20 protein-coding genes are annotated in these 19,900 nt (G+C 39.5%); 2 read left to right on the top strand and 18 right to left on the bottom strand.

The window, feature by feature from the left end; translation table 11 throughout:
* Positions 1-181: 181 nt before the first annotated feature.
* The 13 genes from EL097_RS06525 to EL097_RS06465 form a co-directional block, all read right to left on the bottom strand.
* Positions 182-844, bottom strand: coding sequence for a methionine ABC transporter permease (locus tag EL097_RS06525; RefSeq protein ID WP_003044210.1), 663 nt, complete (start codon positions 842-844; stop codon positions 182-184).
* Complete coding sequence (locus tag EL097_RS06520; RefSeq protein ID WP_003044213.1) at positions 837-1,571, bottom strand: ATP-binding cassette domain-containing protein; 735 nt, start codon at positions 1,569-1,571, stop codon at positions 837-839. The genes EL097_RS06525 and EL097_RS06520 overlap by 8 nt, the downstream gene beginning before the upstream one ends.
* Before the next feature lie 216 nt (positions 1,572-1,787).
* Entirely contained in the window at positions 1,788-2,171 is a 384-nt protein-coding gene (locus EL097_RS06515) for a PH domain-containing protein (RefSeq protein WP_003044217.1), read from the bottom strand.
* A 127-nt stretch (positions 2,172-2,298) separates the two neighbouring features.
* Positions 2,299-3,843: a peptide chain release factor 3 gene (locus EL097_RS06510; RefSeq protein WP_003044220.1), complete on the bottom strand. Its 1,545-nt coding sequence runs from the start codon at positions 3,841-3,843 to the stop codon at positions 2,299-2,301.
* Between the two features lie 251 nt (positions 3,844-4,094).
* Complete coding sequence (locus EL097_RS06505; protein ID WP_003044223.1) at positions 4,095-4,790, bottom strand: TMEM164-related integral membrane acyltransferase; 696 nt, start codon at positions 4,788-4,790, stop codon at positions 4,095-4,097.
* Between the two features lie 86 nt (positions 4,791-4,876).
* A complete protein-coding gene (locus EL097_RS06500; protein WP_003044224.1) occupies positions 4,877-6,262 on the bottom strand; it encodes a UDP-N-acetylmuramoyl-tripeptide--D-alanyl-D-alanine ligase in 1,386 nt (461 codons plus the stop codon).
* 198 nt (positions 6,263-6,460) lie between these two features.
* Positions 6,461-7,507 (bottom strand): D-alanine--D-alanine ligase, encoded by a 1,047-nt coding sequence (locus EL097_RS06495; protein ID WP_003044228.1) that lies wholly within the window; start codon positions 7,505-7,507, stop codon positions 6,461-6,463.
* Between the two features lie 169 nt (positions 7,508-7,676).
* Positions 7,677-8,273, bottom strand: coding sequence for a recombination mediator RecR (gene recR / locus EL097_RS06490; RefSeq protein WP_003044231.1), 597 nt, complete (start codon positions 8,271-8,273; stop codon positions 7,677-7,679).
* A gap of 11 nt (positions 8,274-8,284) precedes the next feature.
* Complete coding sequence (gene pbp2b, locus EL097_RS06485; RefSeq protein WP_003044233.1) at positions 8,285-10,348, bottom strand: penicillin-binding protein PBP2B; 2,064 nt, start codon at positions 10,346-10,348, stop codon at positions 8,285-8,287.
* A 103-nt stretch (positions 10,349-10,451) separates the two neighbouring features.
* Positions 10,452-11,222 carry a formate/nitrite transporter family protein gene (locus tag EL097_RS06480; protein WP_003044237.1) on the bottom strand — a complete coding sequence of 257 codons (771 nt, stop codon included), beginning with the start codon at positions 11,220-11,222 and terminating at the stop codon, positions 10,452-10,454.
* 132 nt (positions 11,223-11,354) lie between these two features.
* Positions 11,355-11,897 (bottom strand): hypothetical protein, encoded by a 543-nt coding sequence (locus EL097_RS06475; RefSeq protein WP_003044240.1) that lies wholly within the window; start codon positions 11,895-11,897, stop codon positions 11,355-11,357.
* Between the two features lie 115 nt (positions 11,898-12,012).
* The gene (locus tag EL097_RS06470) at positions 12,013-12,534 is read right to left on the bottom strand and encodes a transcription repressor NadR (protein ID WP_003044242.1); all 522 of its coding nucleotides are present in this window, start codon (positions 12,532-12,534) and stop codon (positions 12,013-12,015) included.
* Between the two features lie 109 nt (positions 12,535-12,643).
* The gene (locus EL097_RS06465; RefSeq protein WP_003044245.1) at positions 12,644-13,339 is read right to left on the bottom strand and encodes a phosphoglycerate mutase; all 696 of its coding nucleotides are present in this window, start codon (positions 13,337-13,339) and stop codon (positions 12,644-12,646) included.
* Between the two features lie 240 nt (positions 13,340-13,579).
* Between EL097_RS06465 and EL097_RS06460 the strand changes: the two genes are divergently transcribed.
* Positions 13,580-14,515, top strand: coding sequence for a dihydroorotate oxidase (locus tag EL097_RS06460; protein ID WP_003044248.1), 936 nt, complete (start codon positions 13,580-13,582; stop codon positions 14,513-14,515).
* Between the two features lie 345 nt (positions 14,516-14,860).
* Here the strand turns inward: EL097_RS06460 and EL097_RS06450 are convergent, their stop codons facing one another.
* Positions 14,861-16,723, bottom strand: coding sequence for a heavy metal translocating P-type ATPase (locus EL097_RS06450; protein WP_003044256.1), 1,863 nt, complete (start codon positions 16,721-16,723; stop codon positions 14,861-14,863).
* 302 nt (positions 16,724-17,025) lie between these two features.
* Here EL097_RS06450 and EL097_RS10905 point away from each other — a divergent pair, with 302 nt between their 5' ends.
* Positions 17,026-17,220, top strand: coding sequence for a helix-turn-helix domain-containing protein (locus tag EL097_RS10905; RefSeq protein WP_003044258.1), 195 nt, complete (start codon positions 17,026-17,028; stop codon positions 17,218-17,220).
* Positions 17,221-17,253: 33 nt separating this feature from the next.
* Here the strand turns inward: EL097_RS10905 and EL097_RS06440 are convergent, their stop codons facing one another.
* The 4 genes from EL097_RS06440 to EL097_RS06425 all read right to left on the bottom strand — a co-directional run bounded on the left by EL097_RS06440 (position 17,254) and on the right by EL097_RS06425 (position 19,867).
* The gene (locus EL097_RS06440; protein WP_003044261.1) at positions 17,254-17,529 is read right to left on the bottom strand and encodes an HU family DNA-binding protein; all 276 of its coding nucleotides are present in this window, start codon (positions 17,527-17,529) and stop codon (positions 17,254-17,256) included.
* A gap of 98 nt (positions 17,530-17,627) precedes the next feature.
* Entirely contained in the window at positions 17,628-18,215 is a 588-nt protein-coding gene (locus tag EL097_RS06435) for a YpmS family protein (RefSeq protein WP_003044265.1), read from the bottom strand.
* A complete protein-coding gene (locus tag EL097_RS06430) occupies positions 18,193-19,035 on the bottom strand; it encodes an SGNH/GDSL hydrolase family protein (RefSeq protein ID WP_003044267.1) in 843 nt (280 codons plus the stop codon). Before EL097_RS06430 ends, EL097_RS06435 begins: the two co-directional genes overlap by 23 nt.
* Positions 19,028-19,867: a DegV family protein gene (locus EL097_RS06425; RefSeq protein ID WP_003044269.1), complete on the bottom strand. Its 840-nt coding sequence runs from the start codon at positions 19,865-19,867 to the stop codon at positions 19,028-19,030. Before EL097_RS06425 ends, EL097_RS06430 begins: the two co-directional genes overlap by 8 nt.
* Positions 19,868-19,900: the final 33 nt, after the last annotated feature.

The raw sequence follows: 19,900 nt of genomic DNA, 5'->3' as shown, positions 1-19,900 counted from the left end.
GCCTTATAAGCCTTTTAATTTTGTCGTTTGATTAACAACCTAACTAGTGTAACACAATTAGAAATAAAAAGATAGGAAATAAGGTTAACCTCATTAATAACACGCTTTCATAAGAAAACTGATACTATCAGGAAACAGACTAGGGGAAGTACTTTTTTTCATAACTTCTCTTTGCTTTTGATTATTTCTTTGCATAGCGGTTGGCTAAAAAATAACCGAGACTTTGCAAGATAAAGACGTACATAATAAATAAGAAAACAATCAAATACATAACTGGGTAATCATACTCTTGGTAGCCAAAACGATAGGCGTACTCTCCTAAGCCTCCTGCCCCAATGACCCCCATAACTGTGGAATACCCTAGAACACTGATTGCCGTTGCTGTAAAAGACAAAACAAGGTCCATCTTGATGGAGGGAATTAAAAAATAACGAATGAGCTGTCCTTTACTAGCCCCTAGACTAAGTGCCCTATCCACAACAATTTGTGGAACATTTAGCAAGGCCTGTTCGACGTAACGCGCATACAAACTCACCGATACGAGGGTCAGTGGTAAAATGGCTGCTATGGTTCCAAAAGATGTTCCAAAAAGTAAACGATTGAGGGGAATGAGCACAAAGATGAAGATAAGGAAGGGAACGCTGCGCAGACTTCCAAGTAGAAGGTTTAGAAATTGATAAGCCAAAGGATGCCTGATTAGATACGATTTTTTCAGAGAAAAGAGCAAGATACCTGTGGGGAAAGCAATCAGAAAACACAAAGCTAAAGTAAGTCCTAGCATCAGATTAGTATCCCAAAAAGATTTGAGAATCCCTTCACCATGTTTTGCCAAAATATCAGTCATGTAATAAAAACTCCTTTACTTGGGTCACGTAATCTGTTGTCAGTTGATCAATTCTTGACTTTACAGGAATCACAGTCTCTGCGATAGCCTGTCCATCTAAAATCATCACACGATCACAGTATTGTTTTAAAACAGATAGATGATGGGCAATCATTAGGATAGAAATACCGTATTTCTCACGTAAACTAGCTAATAAATCAAAAATCTCTTTTTCACTATTGGTATCCAAGGCTGAACTGATTTCATCACATAAAATCAATCTCGGTTTTTGTAAAATAGCCATGGCAATGGCCACTTTTTGCTGCTGGCCGCCACTTAAACTATGGCATTTAACCTGTTTCACCCTTGTTAAACCTAAAAAATCCAGAATGTCATCAATAGCTCTGTCATCTATTTTCTGATGATTCAATTTGTAAACAAGAGAAAGGTGGTAAAAAACCGTTTCACCTGGCAAAAGGTTATGGTGCTGAAAAATATAGGCAATATCTTTACGCATGTGTCGCAATTGACTAGCAGATAAGCTGTTTAACTCTCGTTCTTTGTAGCGAACACAACCTTTATCGTAAGGAATCAAACCATTCATCATCTTCAAAATCGTACTTTTCCCAGTTCCATTTGAACCAATTAAGCCAACGATTTCTCCTTCTTCAATAGCAAAGGAAATTCCCTCCAACTGGAAATGTGACTCGGGGAAGACCTTACCAACATTTTTTAATTCTATTATCATTATTTAATGCTCCTCAAAAACTTATCCTATCAAAAATATATAGCCTTTTCAAAAACTTTGCTTAGAAATCAAAATGACTTATTTGAATTCTCTTGGCATCACACTAATTTTAAAGTACATTCCTTTTTGATAATGGCAAACTACCTCTTTTTGGAAACAAAAAACATGACCCTCTCTACTGAAACAGTGGCCATGTTTTATCTTAATAATCGTATGTCATTCTCCTAAAACAGCTGCTGCCAAGGCCTGTTGAATGGCAATAACACTTTGATCGCTCTTAAACTGCAAGCTTTCGGCTGGCTCCATAGCAGATGAAATCCAAATCTTTAACTCCGCATCTAAATCAAAATGACCTGAGGTTTCCACACTAAATCGAGAAATAGAGCGATAAGGAATCGATTTGTAAGTCACTTTCTTACCCGTCACCCCTTGTTTGTCCACTAAAATCAAGCGTTTTTCAGTGAAGACAAGCAAATCCCTAATCAAGGAAAAAGCTAGTTCTACTTGTTCTCCAGTTACTAAAACATCTGCTAGCTGCGCTTCAATCTTTTGATTATCCTGCTGTGATGCATTTCCTAATAGTCCTGATAAAAGTCCCATAAGTAATCCTCCTTTTTCTTACTATACCATAATTTCTAAATGTCGTCAGTTCTAACAAAAAAGAGACTGAGGCAACTCAATCTAGCTAGAAAGCAACTAGGTCTTATTGTTTCAATCTCAATAGGCATTACATTTTTTCTTCTAAGGTGACATCTGGGTATTTGTCTGCAAACCAGCGGAGGGCAAATTCATTTTCGAATAGGAAAACAGGTTGATCAAAACGGTCTTTAGCCAGAATGTTTCGACTTGACGACATGCGTTGATCCAAATCATCTTCTGAAATCCAGCGAACAGTCTTTTTCCCCATCGGTGTCATTACAACTTCAGCCTTGTATTCACCTTCCATACGGTGCTTAAAGACTTCAAATTGCAGCTGCCCAACAGCTCCCAACATGTATTCACCAGTCTGGTAATTTTTGTAAAGCTGAACAGCTCCTTCTTGCACCAACTGCTCCATTCCCTTGTGGAATGATTTTTGCTTCATGACATTTTTCGGGGAAACTTTCATGAAAATCTCTGGGGTAAAGGTTGGCAGTGGTTCAAATTCAAACTTACGTTTACCAACAGTCAAGGTATCACCAACTTGATAGGTACCTGTATCATAAACCCCAATAATATCTCCGGCCACAGCATTCTGAACATTTTCACGAGATTCTGCCATAAACTGGGTGACGTTGGATAATTTCGCTCCTTTGCCAGTTCGGGTTAAGTTAACAGCCATTCCTTTTTGAAATTCACCTGAAACAATACGGACAAAGGCAATGCGGTCACGGTGTTTAGGGTCCATATTGGCTTGGATTTTAAAGACAAAGCCAGAAAAATCTTTATCCAGAGGGTCAATCATGACATCTTCAGTCGTTTTGTGACCATGAGGTTCTGGAGCAAATTCCAAGAAAGTATCTAGAAAGGTCTGCACACCGAAATTGGTCAAGGCTGAGCCAAAGAAAACAGGGGTAAGTTTACCATCTAAAACAGCTTGTTCCGAAAAATCATTACCAGCTTCTTCCAGTAATTCAATATCTTCCAAAGCTTGCTCATAGAAAGGATTTTTCGCAAAAAGAACTGCCCCTTCTTCAAAATCAGCAAATCGCTGGTCACCTTTGTAAAGTTCTAAACGTTTATTGTGCAAATCATATAGGCCCTCAAAGGCGCGTCCCATACCAATGGGCCAATTCATTGGGTAAGAAGCAATACCTAGAACTTCTTCTAACTCTTCTAAGAGTTCCAAGGGCTCACGGCCATCACGGTCTAACTTGTTGATAAAGGTAAAAACAGGAATATTACGGTGTTTGACAACTTCAAATAACTTTTTCGTCTGAGCTTCAATCCCTTTGGCAGAGTCAACAACCATAACAGCAGCATCCACCGCCATCAGGGTTCGGTAAGTATCCTCAGAAAAGTCTTCGTGTCCTGGTGTGTCTAGGATATTAACCCGTTTGCCAGCATAATCAAATTGCATCACGGATGAGGTAACGGAAATCCCACGTTGCTTTTCAATATCCATCCAGTCTGACTTGGCAAACTGACCTGATTTCTTTCCTTTCACCGTCCCGGCTTCACGAATCTCTCCACCAAAGTAGAGAAGTTGTTCGGTAATTGTTGTTTTCCCCGCATCTGGGTGACTGATAATAGCGAAGGTGCGACGCTTTTTAATTTCTTCTATAAGTGACATTCTTTTTTTCCTTGTTTGTTAAAATAGCAGAGCTTTCCTATGAGTCCTAGCTTTAATGACATTCTCGTTGATATAAAAGGCTTGTGCTAGACTGGTCATTCTCCACAGTTGATTGGCCCTTAAAAATGTTAAGAGGCTTACGGTTAGCTTATCTTTAGCTAATTGCTATTGTTTTTTTCTAAAAAAAGCGAGTCTGGAAATCATCCCAGACCCTTCTTATTATAGCTGATTTTAGGTGCTTTTTCAACGGCTTACTTTTCTTTAGAAAAGGCCAACTCCAAGGCTTGTACTTCTCCAAATTTGAGATAAGCCCACTCGATTAATTTGACCATGAGCGTCAATCCTCCGGTGACAATCACAAAGTTCAAGAGCAAGTGATGAGTGTGAATCACTGGAATATCTATCACAAAACCATAATTTCCCTTGGTGGCCAAACTAACCAAGAGAAGAATAAAGTTGACCGTTGCAAAATAACGTAACACTAGAGCGAATTTTAATTGACTTGAGTTGTAGAAACGCAAGAGGTAAATCAAACCATTAACCAATAGGGCGTAGTGACCCAGGTAAAAGGCGACATTCGCCACATGCCATAGCTTGAAAGGATAAAGGTCTGGCGATAAAAGTGCCAAGAAAGTCCCACCTATCCCCAACACCATAAACAGCTGCTTGAAGCTATTACGGTCTGGTAGGAAAAAGACAGCCAGCATGGCAATACGACAATGATACAAGGGTAAGGATTCGCTTAGGGGAAATCCTCTCAAAGCATACCAAGTGTATAAGCCTATCACTTGTGACAACTGCAAAGCCAAGAAAAAATAGCGATACGGTCTTGATTTATAAGATTGAAGGGTTAAAAAGACTAGCAAAGATGCTATCAAAAGTGATGACAAGTAAAAAACAAGCGAGGTGTGAGGTAACCCAATGGGGTCAGTTGCAAAAAAATCCATAACCATACCTTTCTATGTTTTTTCATTATACCTTAATCTTCATGAGAGAACAAGCCCCTTCTCTGTGTTTTTTCTAAAAACTAAGGCTAATGGCTCTCTTCCCCCTTCTTGCCTACTAAATCGTCAACCAACCTAGCCAAGCCCATCGAGTTACTTCCTTTTAAGAGGATTTGATCAGAAGGATTGAGAATAGCTTGGACATGCTCTTGCATAGCTTCAAACTGGTCTTCCTGTTGATTCTTAGGAAAAAAGCGTACTTTCCCGGCAGGATAAAGGTGACTAGCTAATTGTGCCAGTTCTTGGATATCGTCCCCATAAAAAACAAGCTGAGCAATGCTATCAGGTGACAACTGTTGGATTAATTGTGAATGCAAAGCAACAGAGTCTTCTCCTAGTTCTTTCATATCTGCTAGCACTGCCATTTTTTTGCCTTCTGGATTTGTTGAAATGCTGGCAAATGTTTGTAAAATCAGACGCATGGCTGTTGGATTAGCATTGTAAACATCTGATAAAATATCAGCACCATTGGCTGCCTTTTTCCACTCCGTACGGTTACCTGTTAACTGAACAGATTCAAGCGCTTCGATAATATCCTCATCTGTTACTGCCAATAATTTTCCAACATAGGCCGCAACCATTGCGTTGATAGCATTGTATTTCCCTGATAAGGGCAGGGTCACTGGCTCTGCCAAAACATTCGTCTTAAAGGTCAGGCTATCTTTGTCTTCTTGAATATCAGTAACATCAATTTCTTGTTGATCTCCAAAACGGATAACCATCTGATTTTTGGGAAGATATGGGTCAATAATAGGATCTCCCGGAGCAATTAAAATCCCATCTGAATTCATGCCGTCAACAATCTGCATTTTGCCTTGAGCTATCTTGTCTCGGCTTCCAAAATATTCTAAATGAGCTTCGCCGACTAAGGTCAAAACTGCAATACGGGGTCTTGCAATTTCAGATAGGAGATGAATATCTCCCATGTGATCCTGCCCCATTTCAAGGACAATTTTCTCGGTATCTTCAGGCATGTGGAGAACGGTATAAGGCAAGCCGATCTCATTATTGTAATTTCCTTGCGTTTTATAGGTTTTGTAAGTGGTTGATAGGACAGCTCCTATCATATCCTTGGTGGATGTTTTGCCATTTGAGCCTGTCACAGCAATAACATCCACGCGCATCTTATCAAGATAATAATGGGCTAGCTTTTGAAAAGCTTTTAGGCAGTCGTCAACAAGAAGATGGGGTTTCCCCGGTAATTCTTTTTCTGAAAAAGTAGCGACAGCGCCATTTTGAAAGGCTAAATCAATAAACTCATGACCATCCCTTTGACCTTTTAAGGGTAAAAAGAGGTCTCCTTCTGTAATCTTTCGGCTATCAAACTCAATCTGATTCAGAGGAACGTCGTCCAAGTCAGACACATTGTTTTGTGCATCAACAATTTTGGCCACTTCGTGTAAGGTTAATTTCATTTTGCTTTCCTTCTAAGAACACTTGTTTTTTACAATTTCCCTTCTATTATAGCATAAAATATCAGAAAATTGTCTAAAATGTCAAACTCCCTTAATAGCTCTGCTATTCTTCCTAAAAGAGCAACAAAAAAGGACGAACGTCACATCTTGGCGATGTTTGCCGTTCCATCCAAGTAAATGATACTCAACATCGTAGGTTTAAATCAGGTGGCTCTCACGCTGGTCAAACATTTCTTGTGCCAGTATCACCAGCTCTTCAATCAAATCTGGATAAGCCAAGCCCATATTCTCCCATAAAAGCGGGTACATAGACCATTGAGTAAAGCCTGGCATGGTGTTTAATTCGTTAAGGTAAACCTGCCCGTCTTGGCTCAAGAAAAAGTCACAACGAGACAACCCACAACCACCCAAGGCTTTGAAGGCTGACTCAGCATAAACCCGCATGGTTGCCATAATCTCTGGATCAATTTCTGCTGGGATAGCCATGGTGATCTTGTTGTCAATATACTTGGCTTGATAGTCGTAAAAATCAACATCCTTGACGACTTCACCTGGTAAGGTTGACTTGACTTCTGTATTCCCAAGGAGACCAACTTCAATTTCTCTGGCAACCACGCCTTGTTCAATCAAGACACGACTGTCATAGGTTAGCGCTAATTGAATGGCTTCTTTTAATTCTGCTTTTGTTTGGGCTTTGGAAATCCCTACTGACGATCCCATATTAGCTGGCTTGACAAAAATAGGAAAAGATAGGGTGGCTAAGGTCTTTGTCAGACAAGCTTCTAGATCCTGCCCATCAATATAAACAGTGTAAGCTACCTGAGGAATACCGGCTGACTCTAAGACGCGCTTGGTCGTAATTTTATCCATGGCCACACTCGAGGAGAGGATATTCGTTCCTACATAAGGCATTCCTAACACTTCTAAGAAACCTTGGATAGAACCGTCTTCTCCCATAGGTCCATGCAAAACTGGAAAGACAACTGCCTTATCGTCATAAATGTCACTTGGCTTGATTTGTTGATCAAGTTGGATAGTCTCATTAGTCATCAAGCGTTCTGTGGCCGCTGGTCTTTCTAAAAATTCCTGAGTTTTGATGAATTGTCCTGTCTGACTAATAAAATAAGTTTTCACTAAAAACTTATCATAGTTAACTGCTCGCATGACACTTTCTGCTGAAAGCACAGAGACTTCACGTTCTGCAGAGCGACCTCCATATAATAACACTAACGTTTGTTTAGACATAGCTAACCTTTCCTAACTGAATTAAATGCTTCCTTATTATAGCAAAAAGAAGAGGGCTTTTCAAAATCTTCTGACAACAGTTGTCTCTGTTTGGTCATCTCGATCTAAAACTGTGAATGAGTTTTTCTGAACCTTAACCTAAGTAAGAATAACCACTTGTTTCTATTCATTAAAGCTCTGTCCGATTTTCAATAGCTCTTAGTAGGGTCACTTCATCAGCATACTCAATATCTGAGCCAACAGCGAGACCTCTTGCTAAGCGGGTTACCTTGATTCCTGCTGGCTTCAAGACCCGTGAGATATACATGGACGTTGCCTCCCCATCAGCTGTAGCATTGGTAGCTACGATAACTTCGGTCACCTTACCATCCATTAAACGGGTAATTAAACGTTTAAGATTGATGTCATCTGGCCCCACACCATTCATGGGCGAAATTAAGCCGTGAAGCACATGATAATAGCCATGATACTCTTGGATTTTTTCCATAGCAGAAACATCTTTAGCATCTTCTACTACCAGAATGGTCGTCTGATCACGGCTCGTGTCTGTGCAAATGTGACAAGGATCGTCATCGGTAAGGTTTCCACAAATCGAACAATAGGTCAGTTCTCTCTTAGCGGCCAATAAATTTTTAGCAAAATCATTAACGTCTTCATTAGACATTCCAATCGTGTAAAAGGCAAGTCTGGTTGCCGTTTTAACCCCGATTCCTGGGAGTTTGGAATAACTTTCAATTAATTTTGCAATAGGGGTTGGGTAAAGCACTCAGTTCTCCTTTATTGATTTCCATACATTGTCATGTAGAGTGTAATCATGTCTTTAGCGATCAGTTGTTGTGCCTTAGCTAATGAATTGGTAGCATGTGGATACATGACAGCTACTGCAATGTCAGCATCAGCACTTGGCCCGTAAGCCACGACATTTAAATTGTAAGTGGCTAAGGTTTGACCATTTTTATCGATAGCATAGGTTTCAGCCGTTCCTGTTTTAGCACTAATAGTGATCGGACCACCAGCTAATGCTCGTCCTGTGGCGTAGGCACTTCCACTATTAACCACTTGATAAAAACCATCTTGAATAATCGCCAATTGGTCGCCCGATAACTGAACCTTATTAAGAATACTGGTCTCGATAGCCTTGCTCAACTGACCCGGGCCTTGGCTACCGTCATCCTCATAAATTCCCTGAACAATGTGAGGAGCCAAACGATTGCCACCATTCGCAATGGTTGCGACATATTGAGCCAACTGCATGGTGGTATAATTATCAAACTGGCCAAAAGATTCGGTCAGGACATTTGAAACGGTGTAATTATCGGTTAAGTAGCCAGTTGATTCTCCTGGTAAATCAATACCTGTTGGGCCCCCCATTCCAAATTCAGCATAGGCTGCACGCAGGGCTGACATGGTTTTTTTCATACCGGAGGTCGTCAAGGTCATTCCTGGATAATAATCTTGGCCCATCATTTTCAAAGCTAGTTGAACCATGTAGGTATTTGAAGAATATTCTAAAGCCTGACTGGCTGTTATTGGCAATGAGCCTACAGTAAACCAAGAATTAATTGGTTTGGAACCACCAAATTGAATAGCTTGGTCAGTAAGGACCTGATTGCCCTCAATCACACCTGCCTGCCAACCAGCTGCCAAGGTTGCCCCTTTGACAACAGATCCCGGCGTGAACACATCTGTGATTGTTCCCAAAGAATCACTTTGAATGTGTCCAGTTTCCTTATCATGAGATAAACCTGACATGGCTAAAATAGCACCTGTTTTGGGATTTAAAGCAACGGCATAGATTCCCTCAGAGTAGGCTGCTTGCCCGTTAGCTATTTCAGCATCATAGTAGCGCTTCATCATCTCATCTACAGCTTGTTGGTAGTCCAAGGGAATCGTCAATGCTACATTTTTTCCTTGTTCTCCTTTATCAAGTTGGCGTTCTGAAATGATTTTGCCAGCCTTATTAGTCTTGATTTCTTTAATGTCGTGGCTACCTTGGAGAACAGATTCATATTCTTTTTCCAAGTAAGAGGTTCCCACACGATCATTTAAGGCATACCCTTTTTTGAGGTACTGTTCTACTTCTTCTTTGGGAAGTCCCGCTTCCTCACTAGAAACTTTGCCCATAATAGACGCGAGACTAGTATTTTCCACATGCCGCTCCCAATCCGTTCCAATGGAAATACCTGGTAATTTTGCTTTATTTGCCAAAATCATTGCAATAGCCTGTTCACTTAAGGGGTTCGTCCTTAAGTTGACTGTTGTAAAAACAGCAGCACCATTCATTTGGTTAAAAATAGCGATTACTTTTAACTCATCGGCTGAGTAAGCGAGATCACTTTCTTTTAAAGAGGCAACAGCATTAGCATAAATAGTAGCCTCGGTTAATCGGTTGCCAAAGCGATCCAAAGTAGCTTTTTTAGGAAGCTTTTTGACCACCTTAGCATATACTTCTGGGTCAGCCAAATAAAAATCTTTTTTAGCTTGGCTTGTTACCCTAGCCTCAGGATAAGAAACATAAGTCGCAAGATGCTCTGCTAAAGTTTTTAATTCCTTGGCGCTTGCTTTGGGACTTCTTGTATAAGTCACAACATCCTTGATGGTATTTGAGACAAGGGGCTTGCCACTATAATCAAAAATCTTGCCACGTGGCTGAGCAACCTTAATCTTGTAAACGGTCGACGATTTTAGTTTACTCACATAAAAAGCCTTGTTATAAATTTGCATGTAGGCCAGCCGTAAAACAAGCCCCACAAATAACAAAACAATAATCAAAAAAAGGAGATGAAGACGTCTTGCAACGCTTGCTTTTTGTTTTTTGATAAGTGGTGTCTTTTTTGACAAGTCAATCCCTCCTTTTTTTAAACTTCGCTTCTTATTTTATCACAAATTACAAAAAGAAGACCGGGAATAAGGTCCTCCCAGTCTAAAAATTTTTCTTATTGATTTATGCCTTTTCTGGGTGATCATAAGCTTTGAAATAGAAAAGACTAACAAAAACAGCTCCGCCAATAATGTTACCGGTATAAACAAAGGTAAAGTTTAGAATAAAGTCTAGCCAGGTAGCTCCGCCCTCAAAAATAGCAGCGGGAATAACAAAAGCATTTGCCACACTGTGTTGAAAGCCAAGGGCTACAAAGGTCATGACAGGAAACCAAGTACCAAGAAGTTTACCAGTAGCATCATTTGCCCCATAGCACAGCCACAAGGCCAATCCAACAAACCAGTTACAACCAATTCCTGATACAATCGCCTGCAAAGGGGTCGCTGCTATTTTAGCATGGGCCACTTCAATCACTTCTTCTTTAAAAATACCAGCTGATGTCAAACCTAGAAAATGACCGAATACAAAGGCTACAAAAATAGCTCCAATTACATTAAACAAGGTAATAATGAGCCAATTCTTGGCAAGTTCGCTAAACTTAATTTTTTTGGCCAACAAAGCTGCAGAAACTGCCATCATGTTTCCTGTAATTAATTCTCCACCAGCCATCAAGATAATAATCAAACCGATTGGAAAAGCGCAGGCTCCTAGAATACTTGCGAAAGCGCCAAAGGTTTCCAAGCCACTAGCAGCAATTCTAACATACAAGAGGTAACCCAAACTAATCATTGCTCCACCAATAAAGCCTAGAATAGCCTTAGCAGGGAGAGACTTGGCAATTTTATGTTCTCCAATATGAATGGTTGACTCTAAAATCTGTTCCGGTGTTTTCATCTTAACTCCTTTTGTTACCGTATTCACAAATGCACTTTTTAGTATATCAATTTTTTTGAAAAATGCAAGCCCTTCCATTAAGAAAGGACTTCTTTTTAGAATCACATAAGAAAAGATTATTGGCTCTCCTAATCAATCTTTAGCAATCGACAAGTCTAGTTTTTCCACTAAAAAGCGCCAGAACACTAAGGCTAGGTAAAAATCTAACATGCCATGAACAAGAGATCCTAGTCCAATCAAACCTAGCATTGACCAAAAATAAGACATAGACGTGCCTACGGTTGCTGTCAAAGCATAAACCACCAGAAATTCTGCCAAGCCATGAATGATATTAACAAAAAAGGCAAAGCAAAAGATTTTCGCTGGTGACTTTAACGTTTGAGGGTAGCGACTTAACCACCAAGCCGCCAAAACAACAAATAAGATATGGGAAAAAGCTCTTAAGACAATGACTAAGGGAAAGCCCGCCAGTAAAAAACCTAGACCTGTCCCAATAGCCACTAAAATAGCAACGGGAACAGATATGAAGACAGCTAGGAATAAGGGAACATGGCTAGCTAAAGTAAAGGAAGCAGGGCCAATAATCAGTTTGAGGGGCATAATCATCGGAATTAAAATGCCAAAAGCCGCTAAGATGGAGGCATAGGCAATTAGTTGTGTTGGTTTTTTAGTCATTATATCTCCTTTCAGAGACAGTATAACTTAATAATTAACAGGTGTCAAGACACCTGTTAAACCAATATCATTTTAAAAGAAACTGCCTCTTATCCCACTAGCTCTGCCATTCCCCCTATAACTCTGTGTAAAGAATACCTGCTGCTTCCAAATCTTCCTTAATAGCTATAAACGTTTCTTGATTAGGGCAAGAAATCAAGTGACTGTGCAAACCTTCTGTCAAAGAAGATAGCAATTCTGCTTTAGACTGATTCAATTTGGTCATAAAATTAGTCATATCAGACTGACTTTTAATGTTTAGAGGTGCTGTAATCATGCCATAAATAGGATGCTCCACTTCCACCGTTGTGATAATTCCCTGATGAGCTAAAATGATTTCCAATTCTTTTTCTGTTTCTGCCAACCCGTGTTGACAGACAATACGTGCACAATATTGGTGGCTAAACAGAGCAGTTGACATAATATAGCCCTTAGGAGTTGAAATAATATCAATCTGTTGGGCTCGAAGTAAGGCAACATCTCCAACAATCACCTGACGACTAACCCCTAATAACTTAGCTAAATAAGTAGCGGACAAGGCCTCTTGTTCGCCAGTTAAGTACTCAATAATTTTTTGACGGCGTTCTTCTGCTTTCATAATCTATCCTTTTTTCAAGTTAGTTCTATCATATCATATTTTTAAGCAGAACTTTCTTTCTTCCCCAAACAGAGCAACAAAAAAACCAAACCGAAGTCTGGTTTCAAAATTATTCACCACCGAGGTAGTATTCTTTAACAATGTTAAGTTTTTCATCAAGTTCGAAAACAAGTGGTGGGAAGTTTGGAATTTCCACATTCATGATTTCATCATCTGAAAGACCTTTAATGTGTTTCACAAGAGCACGGATTGAGTTACCGTGTGCACCAACAAATACGTTTTTACCGTCAAGAAGAGCTGGAGCAATTTTTTCTTCCCAATAAGGCATAGCGCGTTCAAGGGTTACTTTTAAGTTTTCAGCATCTGGAATAAGGGCTGGGTCAAGGTCAGCATAACGACGATCTTTGTGTGCTGAATACTCATCATCTTTAGCCATAGCTGGTGGCAAGACATCGTATGAACGACGCCAGATGTGAACTTGCTCATCACCAAATTGTTCAGCAGCTTCTGCTTTGTTTTTACCAGTCAAAGCACCATAGTGACGCTCGTTTAAGCGCCATGATTTTTCAGTTGGAACCCACAATTGACCTGCATTTTCAAGAGCAAGATTAGTTGTCTTGATGGCACGTGTCAATACTGAAGTGAAAGCAAGGTCAAATTCGATGCCTGCTTCTTTGATTAATTTACCTGCATCAATCGCTTGTTGTGTTCCTTTTTCTGAAAGATCAACATCTGCCCAACCAGTGAAGAGGTTAGCTTTGTTCCATTCTGACTCACCGTGGCGAGCGAAAACCAATTTTACCATTAGTTAATATCTCCTTTTAATTTAAAGGTTGCTACCTTTTTATAACTTCTATTTTACAAAAAATAGGGTAAAAAAGCTAGTCTATTCCCCTTTTTATTGAAAATCCTTTTGTGAATATCATGAAAATAATCAAAATTCGGAAATAACCACCCTAAACCCAAACTTTTCTAAAAAACAGCTTGCTATTATTCAGGTCTAGTGGTAGAATAGAAAAAATTTGTCTAAAATATGGAGGAAATAATGGTTTCTACTGCTACACAAATTGGTATTTTTACTTTTGATAACTGTTTGATGAACGCTGCTGGCATTTATTGTATGACAAAAGAGGAACTTCTAGAGATTGAAAACTCCCAAGCAGCTTCCTTTATCACCAAAACAGGAACCCTAGAAGCTCGTCAAGGTAATCCAGAACCTCGCTACGCAGATACTAGCCTTGGTTCTATCAATTCAATGGGCCTTCCCAACCATGGTTTTCAATATTATCTAGACATTGTCAGTGATCTTGCTAAATCTGACCAAGCCAAGCCCCATTTCCTGTCTGTGGTCGGACTATCTCCTGTCGAGACACAAACCATCTTAAAAACCATTATGGCTTCTGATTATGAAGGACTTGTGGAGTTGAACCTTTCTTGTCCAAATGTCCCAGGCAAACCACAAATTGCCTATGACTTTGAAACTACCGATCAGCTACTTGAAAGCATTTTTGCTTATTACACCAAGCCCCTCGGGGTTAAATTGCCTCCTTATTTTGACATTGTGCATTTTGATCAAGCTGCTGCCATCTTCAACAAATACCCACTGACCTTTGTTAATTGTGTCAATTCTATTGGCAATGGGCTAGTCATTGAGGATGAGCAAGTGGTCATCAAGCCTAAAAATGGATTTGGTGGTATTGGTGGCGATTACATTAAACCTACTGCTCTTGCCAACGTCCACGCCTTTTACCAACGCTTAAAACCTTCTATCAAAATCATTGGTACAGGTGGGGTCAAAACTGGACGTGATGCTTTTGAGCACATTCTTTGTGGAGCAAGCATGGTCCAAATTGGCACAGCCCTCCATCAGGAAGGACCAGCTATCTTTGAACGGGTCACTAAGGAACTAAAAACGATTATGGCTGAAAAAGGCTACCAATCCCTAGAAGATTTTCGTGGGCAGTTGAACTATATGAACTAAGACCAAAAAAGAAGTCTAGAATGATAAGGTATATTCTCCTAACGTTAGATAACCATTCTAACTCTTTAGAGGGCGATACATCATCCTAGACTTCTTTACTTTGTAATGGAAAGTCCTTTGGAGACACGTCAGTAGTCTCATCTGAATGTCTTTGCTGGTTTTGGAAATCCAATTTCTTCTTTTGCTTTTGCTCAAATTTTCGATAGTAATAGAAAAATAGCATTATTTTGATCATTGAAAATATAGCTAAACCAACGATAATAATAGTAACCATAAAAGTAATTCTGCCTTCATAAGTCTCACTATTATTATAATCGTATTCAAGAAATCAAGCAAGTTTCTAAGTTATTTAAAAGAAAGTAAGCGCAAGCCATTCAAAATAACTAAAATCGTTGAGCCTTCGTGTCCAACAACACCAAGTGGCAAGTTAACTACCTGAAAAACATTGGCTAAAATCAATAAGGTAATTACAGATAAGGCCAAAACGATATTTTGTTTGACAATGGTTTTCATTTTGCGGGAAAGTTGAATCGAAAATGGAATACGGGTCAAGTCGTCCATGATCACACTATCTGCACTTTCCATGGCAATATCTGTTCCTGACCCAATAGCATAGGACACATCTGCTTGCGCTAAAGCAGGCGCATCATTAATACCATCTCCTACCATGGCAACAAAACCATATTTAGTCTTTAATTCCGCTAACTTAGCCACCTTATCTTGAGGCATACAGTTGGCTACCACTTCATCAATACCAAGTTTTTGAGCCACATAATTAGCGGTCCGTTCTTGATCTCCTGTTAACATGACTGTTTTAATTCCCATGGCATGGAGGGTCTCAATAGCACGTTGTGATTCTATTTTGATGTCATCTAATAGGACATAGTAAGCTATCAATTGATGGTCACAGGACACAAAGATCAACGTCTTCCCTTGATTTTCTTCCTCTTGAATAGTTTTTTCAAAAGCTGATAGGTCTTGAACCTTTTCCAAAATAAAGGATTTTTTACCAATTCGCCATTCTTGCCCTTGATAGAAGCCCTGAAAACCTTTCCCAGAAATTTCTTCTAATTGGTCAAAGGTAAGTGGCTCCAATTTTTCAGTGTAGTCAAGAAGGGCTTTAGAAATAGGGTGGATACTAGCAGCCTCTGCTCCTTTTACCAGTCTATTCACGAGCAACTCATCTTCCAAATAGTGAGCATTCACCACAGAAGGCTTTCCTTGGGTCAATGTCCCCGTTTTATCCATCACAACAGCCTTAATATCTCCCATATTATCAATAATATCTCCACCTTTGATAATCAATCCCTTACGGGCTGCACGAGAAATAGCTGAAAGACTTGCAGGGGTAGAACTTGCAATCAACGCACAAGGAGAAGCCACCGTTAAGAGAATCATGCCTCGGTAAAAAGCATCCAACCAAGTCCAAGCAAGGACTAAGTGGCTAAAGAAAATAAAGGTTGGAACGAGGACGAGGACAAACTTGACGTAACTATCTTCCAACCTTTCAATAAAGGTAGCTGTTTTACTTTTTTGTCCTTGGGCAGATTCCACCAGATTAACAATCTTGGCAAAGAGGGTATTCTCATTTTCAACGGTAACCAACATGTCTATGGCTTGTCCCTGGTTAATGGTTCCCCCGATAAGATTCTGACCTTCTGCCTTATCGACTGTGATAGGCTCACCAGTGACCATAGATTCATCAAATTGACCAAAAGGACTAAGTAACTGTCCGTCAATTGGAACAGTTTCCCCCTTACGAACTTGTAAACGATCACCAACACTCAAGGTCTTGGTCTCAACTTCTAAAATACGACCACCTTCTTGATAGCGACGAGCAGTATCTGGCGTTAAGGACATCAAGGCAGAAATAGCATCCTTACTTTTTTCCATGGCCATTTCTTCAAGCGTATTGGACAAGGAAAAGATAAAAATAAGCAGAGCACCCTCCAGCCAATAGCCAATAATTCCAGCACCAATAGCTGCCAAAATCATCAAAATATCCACTGACAAGTGTTTGTTCTTCACCAAATCGAGCAAGCCTGCTTTGGCTGATTCATATCCTCCAATCAAGAAGGCTATAATGAAAATAGCGGAAGCAACTTGTGGAAATGGGTGTAAAAAGGTTAGTCCGATTATTATGAATACCAGACAGGCTAAAGTCTCCATTAAATGAAGATGGTCTGTCATCCATGCTCTGATTGTCATTTTTAGTTCCCTCACAATTAAAAGTTATCTCAATCTTTAAGATATATTAATTGTAATAATTCTAAATAAATAAGTCAAGTAATTTAGAGCGATTCTAACTAAGCTTTTTTACAGACTTGTTTTTTCAAAAATCTCTACATCTACTATTTGCAAATATGAGAAAAACTTATCCCTAACTAAGGAAATGATATACTGATAAAAGGAGGATTTACAGCATGGCAAAACCATTAGGAGAAACCCTTCGTGAATTAAGATGAAATCAAAACCTTTCCTTACAACAAATTGCAGGAGACTCTATTTCCTTGTCCCAATTATCACGCTTTGAACGAGGGCAGTCAGATATTTCCCTCAATAAGTTTTTAGTAGCCTTAGATAGGATGCATGTCGAAGTGAAAGAATTTATGGATATGGCTTCTGACTTCAAAAAAACAGAACAAATTTGCTTTATGCCCCAAAAATGCCCCAAAACACAGAAAAAAGCCCATCACACAAGCTAGAAAGCTTGATATGACGGGCTTTTTAAAAATTTATTATTTAACAGCGTCTTTAAGAGCTTTACCAGCTTTGAATGCTGGAACTTTTGAAGCTGCGATTTCAATTTCTGCACCAGTTTGTGGGTTACGACCTTTACGAGCTGCACGTTCGCGCACTTCGAAGTTACCAAAGCCGATTAATTGTACTTTTTCACCTTCAGCAAGAAAAGCTTCGATTGCAGAAAATACGGCATCAACTGCTGCTGCTGAATCTTTTTTTGTAAGTTCAGTTGCTTCTGCAACTTTCGCGATTAAATCTTGTTTGTTAGCCATTTAACAAATCCTCCAAATAATTAGTAAGCGTAATGCTTTAACAGATATTATCATATCTAAAAAAAGCGCTTAGGTCAAGTATTTAACGTTATTTGAGCTTATTTCTTGTAAATATTGAAACTGATTTCATCTTTAAATAAATCGATTTTCTTGGCTTTTAAATAGACCTTAGCATCATTTCTTATCTCTTGTAAATTTACTACTATTGCTGATTGCTGTGGCATCACCTTCACAAATTTTGGCAATTGATAGCTTGATTTCAGATACTGCAACACGTCTTTTTCGGGTAAAGGTAAGGTTCCTACCGAAAAGGAGATAACCTGTAATTGGATAGCTCCACTATCTAGCCGATGGGGTTGAAAATAAATGTATAGAGGTACCTCATAGCCTAAAAGCTGATAGGTGCCTTCAAATAAAATAGAAGAAGAGGTGGCGTAAAACTTATAGTGCATCTTTTCAGATTGATAATCTTTAAGATAACTAGCGACGGTTTCATTAAGTTGTTCTCTTGTAGTGGTAAATGTGCCAATTTTAACATCCTTAGTCGCCTTTTGAGCGATTAATTCTGATTCAGGTTCTCTTACTTGGATAAGGCGACTTCCAATCACCAGTAAGAAGGCGGTATTAAAAGCTAGTAAGAGCAAAAAGCCCCATTTCCACCAATTAAGGGTTAAAGTCTTTTTCATGCTTTCTGATTTTCTCCATTACTGCATCTGACATGATTTGATAGCCGGTATTATTGGGGTGAAAATGGTCCCCAGTAAACAAGGCATCGTTAACAACTGTGGTTTGATCCCCTGAGGATTGAACAATACCTTCTTGTCCATTGACACCTTTATACAAAAGGTCATTAATAGGAACAAAATAAACATGATCATACTCTTCCAGGACTTCTTTGGTTTTGTCGTTCCAATCATCAATAACCTTTTGCATGTCGGTTAATTCTGGAAAATTCAAATAGAAGGGATTATAGATGCCGATAACAAAGATAGGAAGGTCTTTATTATCTTTTCTAGCCAAATCCAGTATCTTTCGTAAGCGCTCTTGATATTGACGAGCTGGCTTTTTAAAACTGGAAACTTGCAGATCAGCTAGATGTTTTCTAATCACCGCCATGACATCATTGCCTCCAACGGTTAGGGTCATTACGTCAGCCTCTTTTAAAGCTGTCTTGATCTCCTTTTCCTTGGTCATCCTATCCAGAATTTGTTGACTGGTGTTGCCAGACACCCCATAATTTTGGTGGCTGACCTTGGCTCTAAAATACTCTCCCATGTCACTTGACAATAAAGGTACAAAACCACCTTGGTTGGTCAAATCCCCCACTCCCTCAGTGAGTGAATCACCGATAGCAACATAGTTAATCGCCACTTGCTCGCTTTTTAAAAAATCACTTTTCTTCAAGCGTGAATCTGACTTAGGAATCAGGATATTTAGAAGCAAAAAGGCAAAACCTAGACTAACAAGGAAGAAGAGAAGACCGCTAAGAAATCGACGATTATTCATAGCGAACCATGACCGCAAAAGCTCCCTCACCCGTGTGGGTTTGGATAATAGAGCCTGTTTCTAAAACAGGGATAGACCCATCATATTGGATTGCAATTTTTTCTTTTAGAGCCATAGCCAAGTCAGCTTCTCCCGCATAAGAAATAGCCACTTCTGCAATTGAACGATCATTGTTAGCTGCCAAATAACTGTCTAGCCATTTGATAAAGGTTTTATTCCCCCGACCTTTGACAAGTGTTTTCAACTCATCATTTTTAAGTTCCATAACCACCCTAACATTGAGTAAGGAACTAAGGACACCAGTAACACGACCAATTCGTCCACCCTTTACTAGATTTTCTAAAGTTGAAACCCCGATATAGAGCTCTGTCTTTGACTTAATGGCTTGGACAGCCGCCAAGATCTCTTCAAGACTGGCCCCTGCTTGTGCTAATTTTGCTGCCTCAACCACCTGAAATTTCATGGCTTGGTCTGTAAAGCCAGAATCCAAAACCGCGACTGGTGCTTCAGCAATTTCGGCTCCTTGTCGTGAAGCTTCAATAGTACCTGAGAGGGCTGGCGAGAGATGAATAGCAACAATGTTAGTTGCGCCTTTGTTGACCAAATTTTCGTAAGTTTCAGCAAAAAGACCAACTGGTGGCTGACTGGTTTTAGGAAGGGATTTGCTAGCCTTCATAAGGCTTAAAAAATAGCCTTCTTCTTTTAAGTCATTATCAGAATATAATTTACTATCAACCATAACAGATAGGGGCACTACTGTAATATCGAGTGCCTCAATTAGTTCTGGTTCAATGGTTATTGATGAATCTGTAACAATTTTAATAGTTCCCATGTATTTTTCCATTCTAGACTAGTTTCTCATCAT

Source organism: Streptococcus canis (assembly GCF_900636575.1).
GTDB lineage: Bacteria > Bacillota > Bacilli > Lactobacillales > Streptococcaceae > Streptococcus > Streptococcus canis.
The sequence above is the reverse complement of the archived record's forward strand: the minus strand, read 5'-3'. Positions and strand labels throughout refer to the sequence as shown.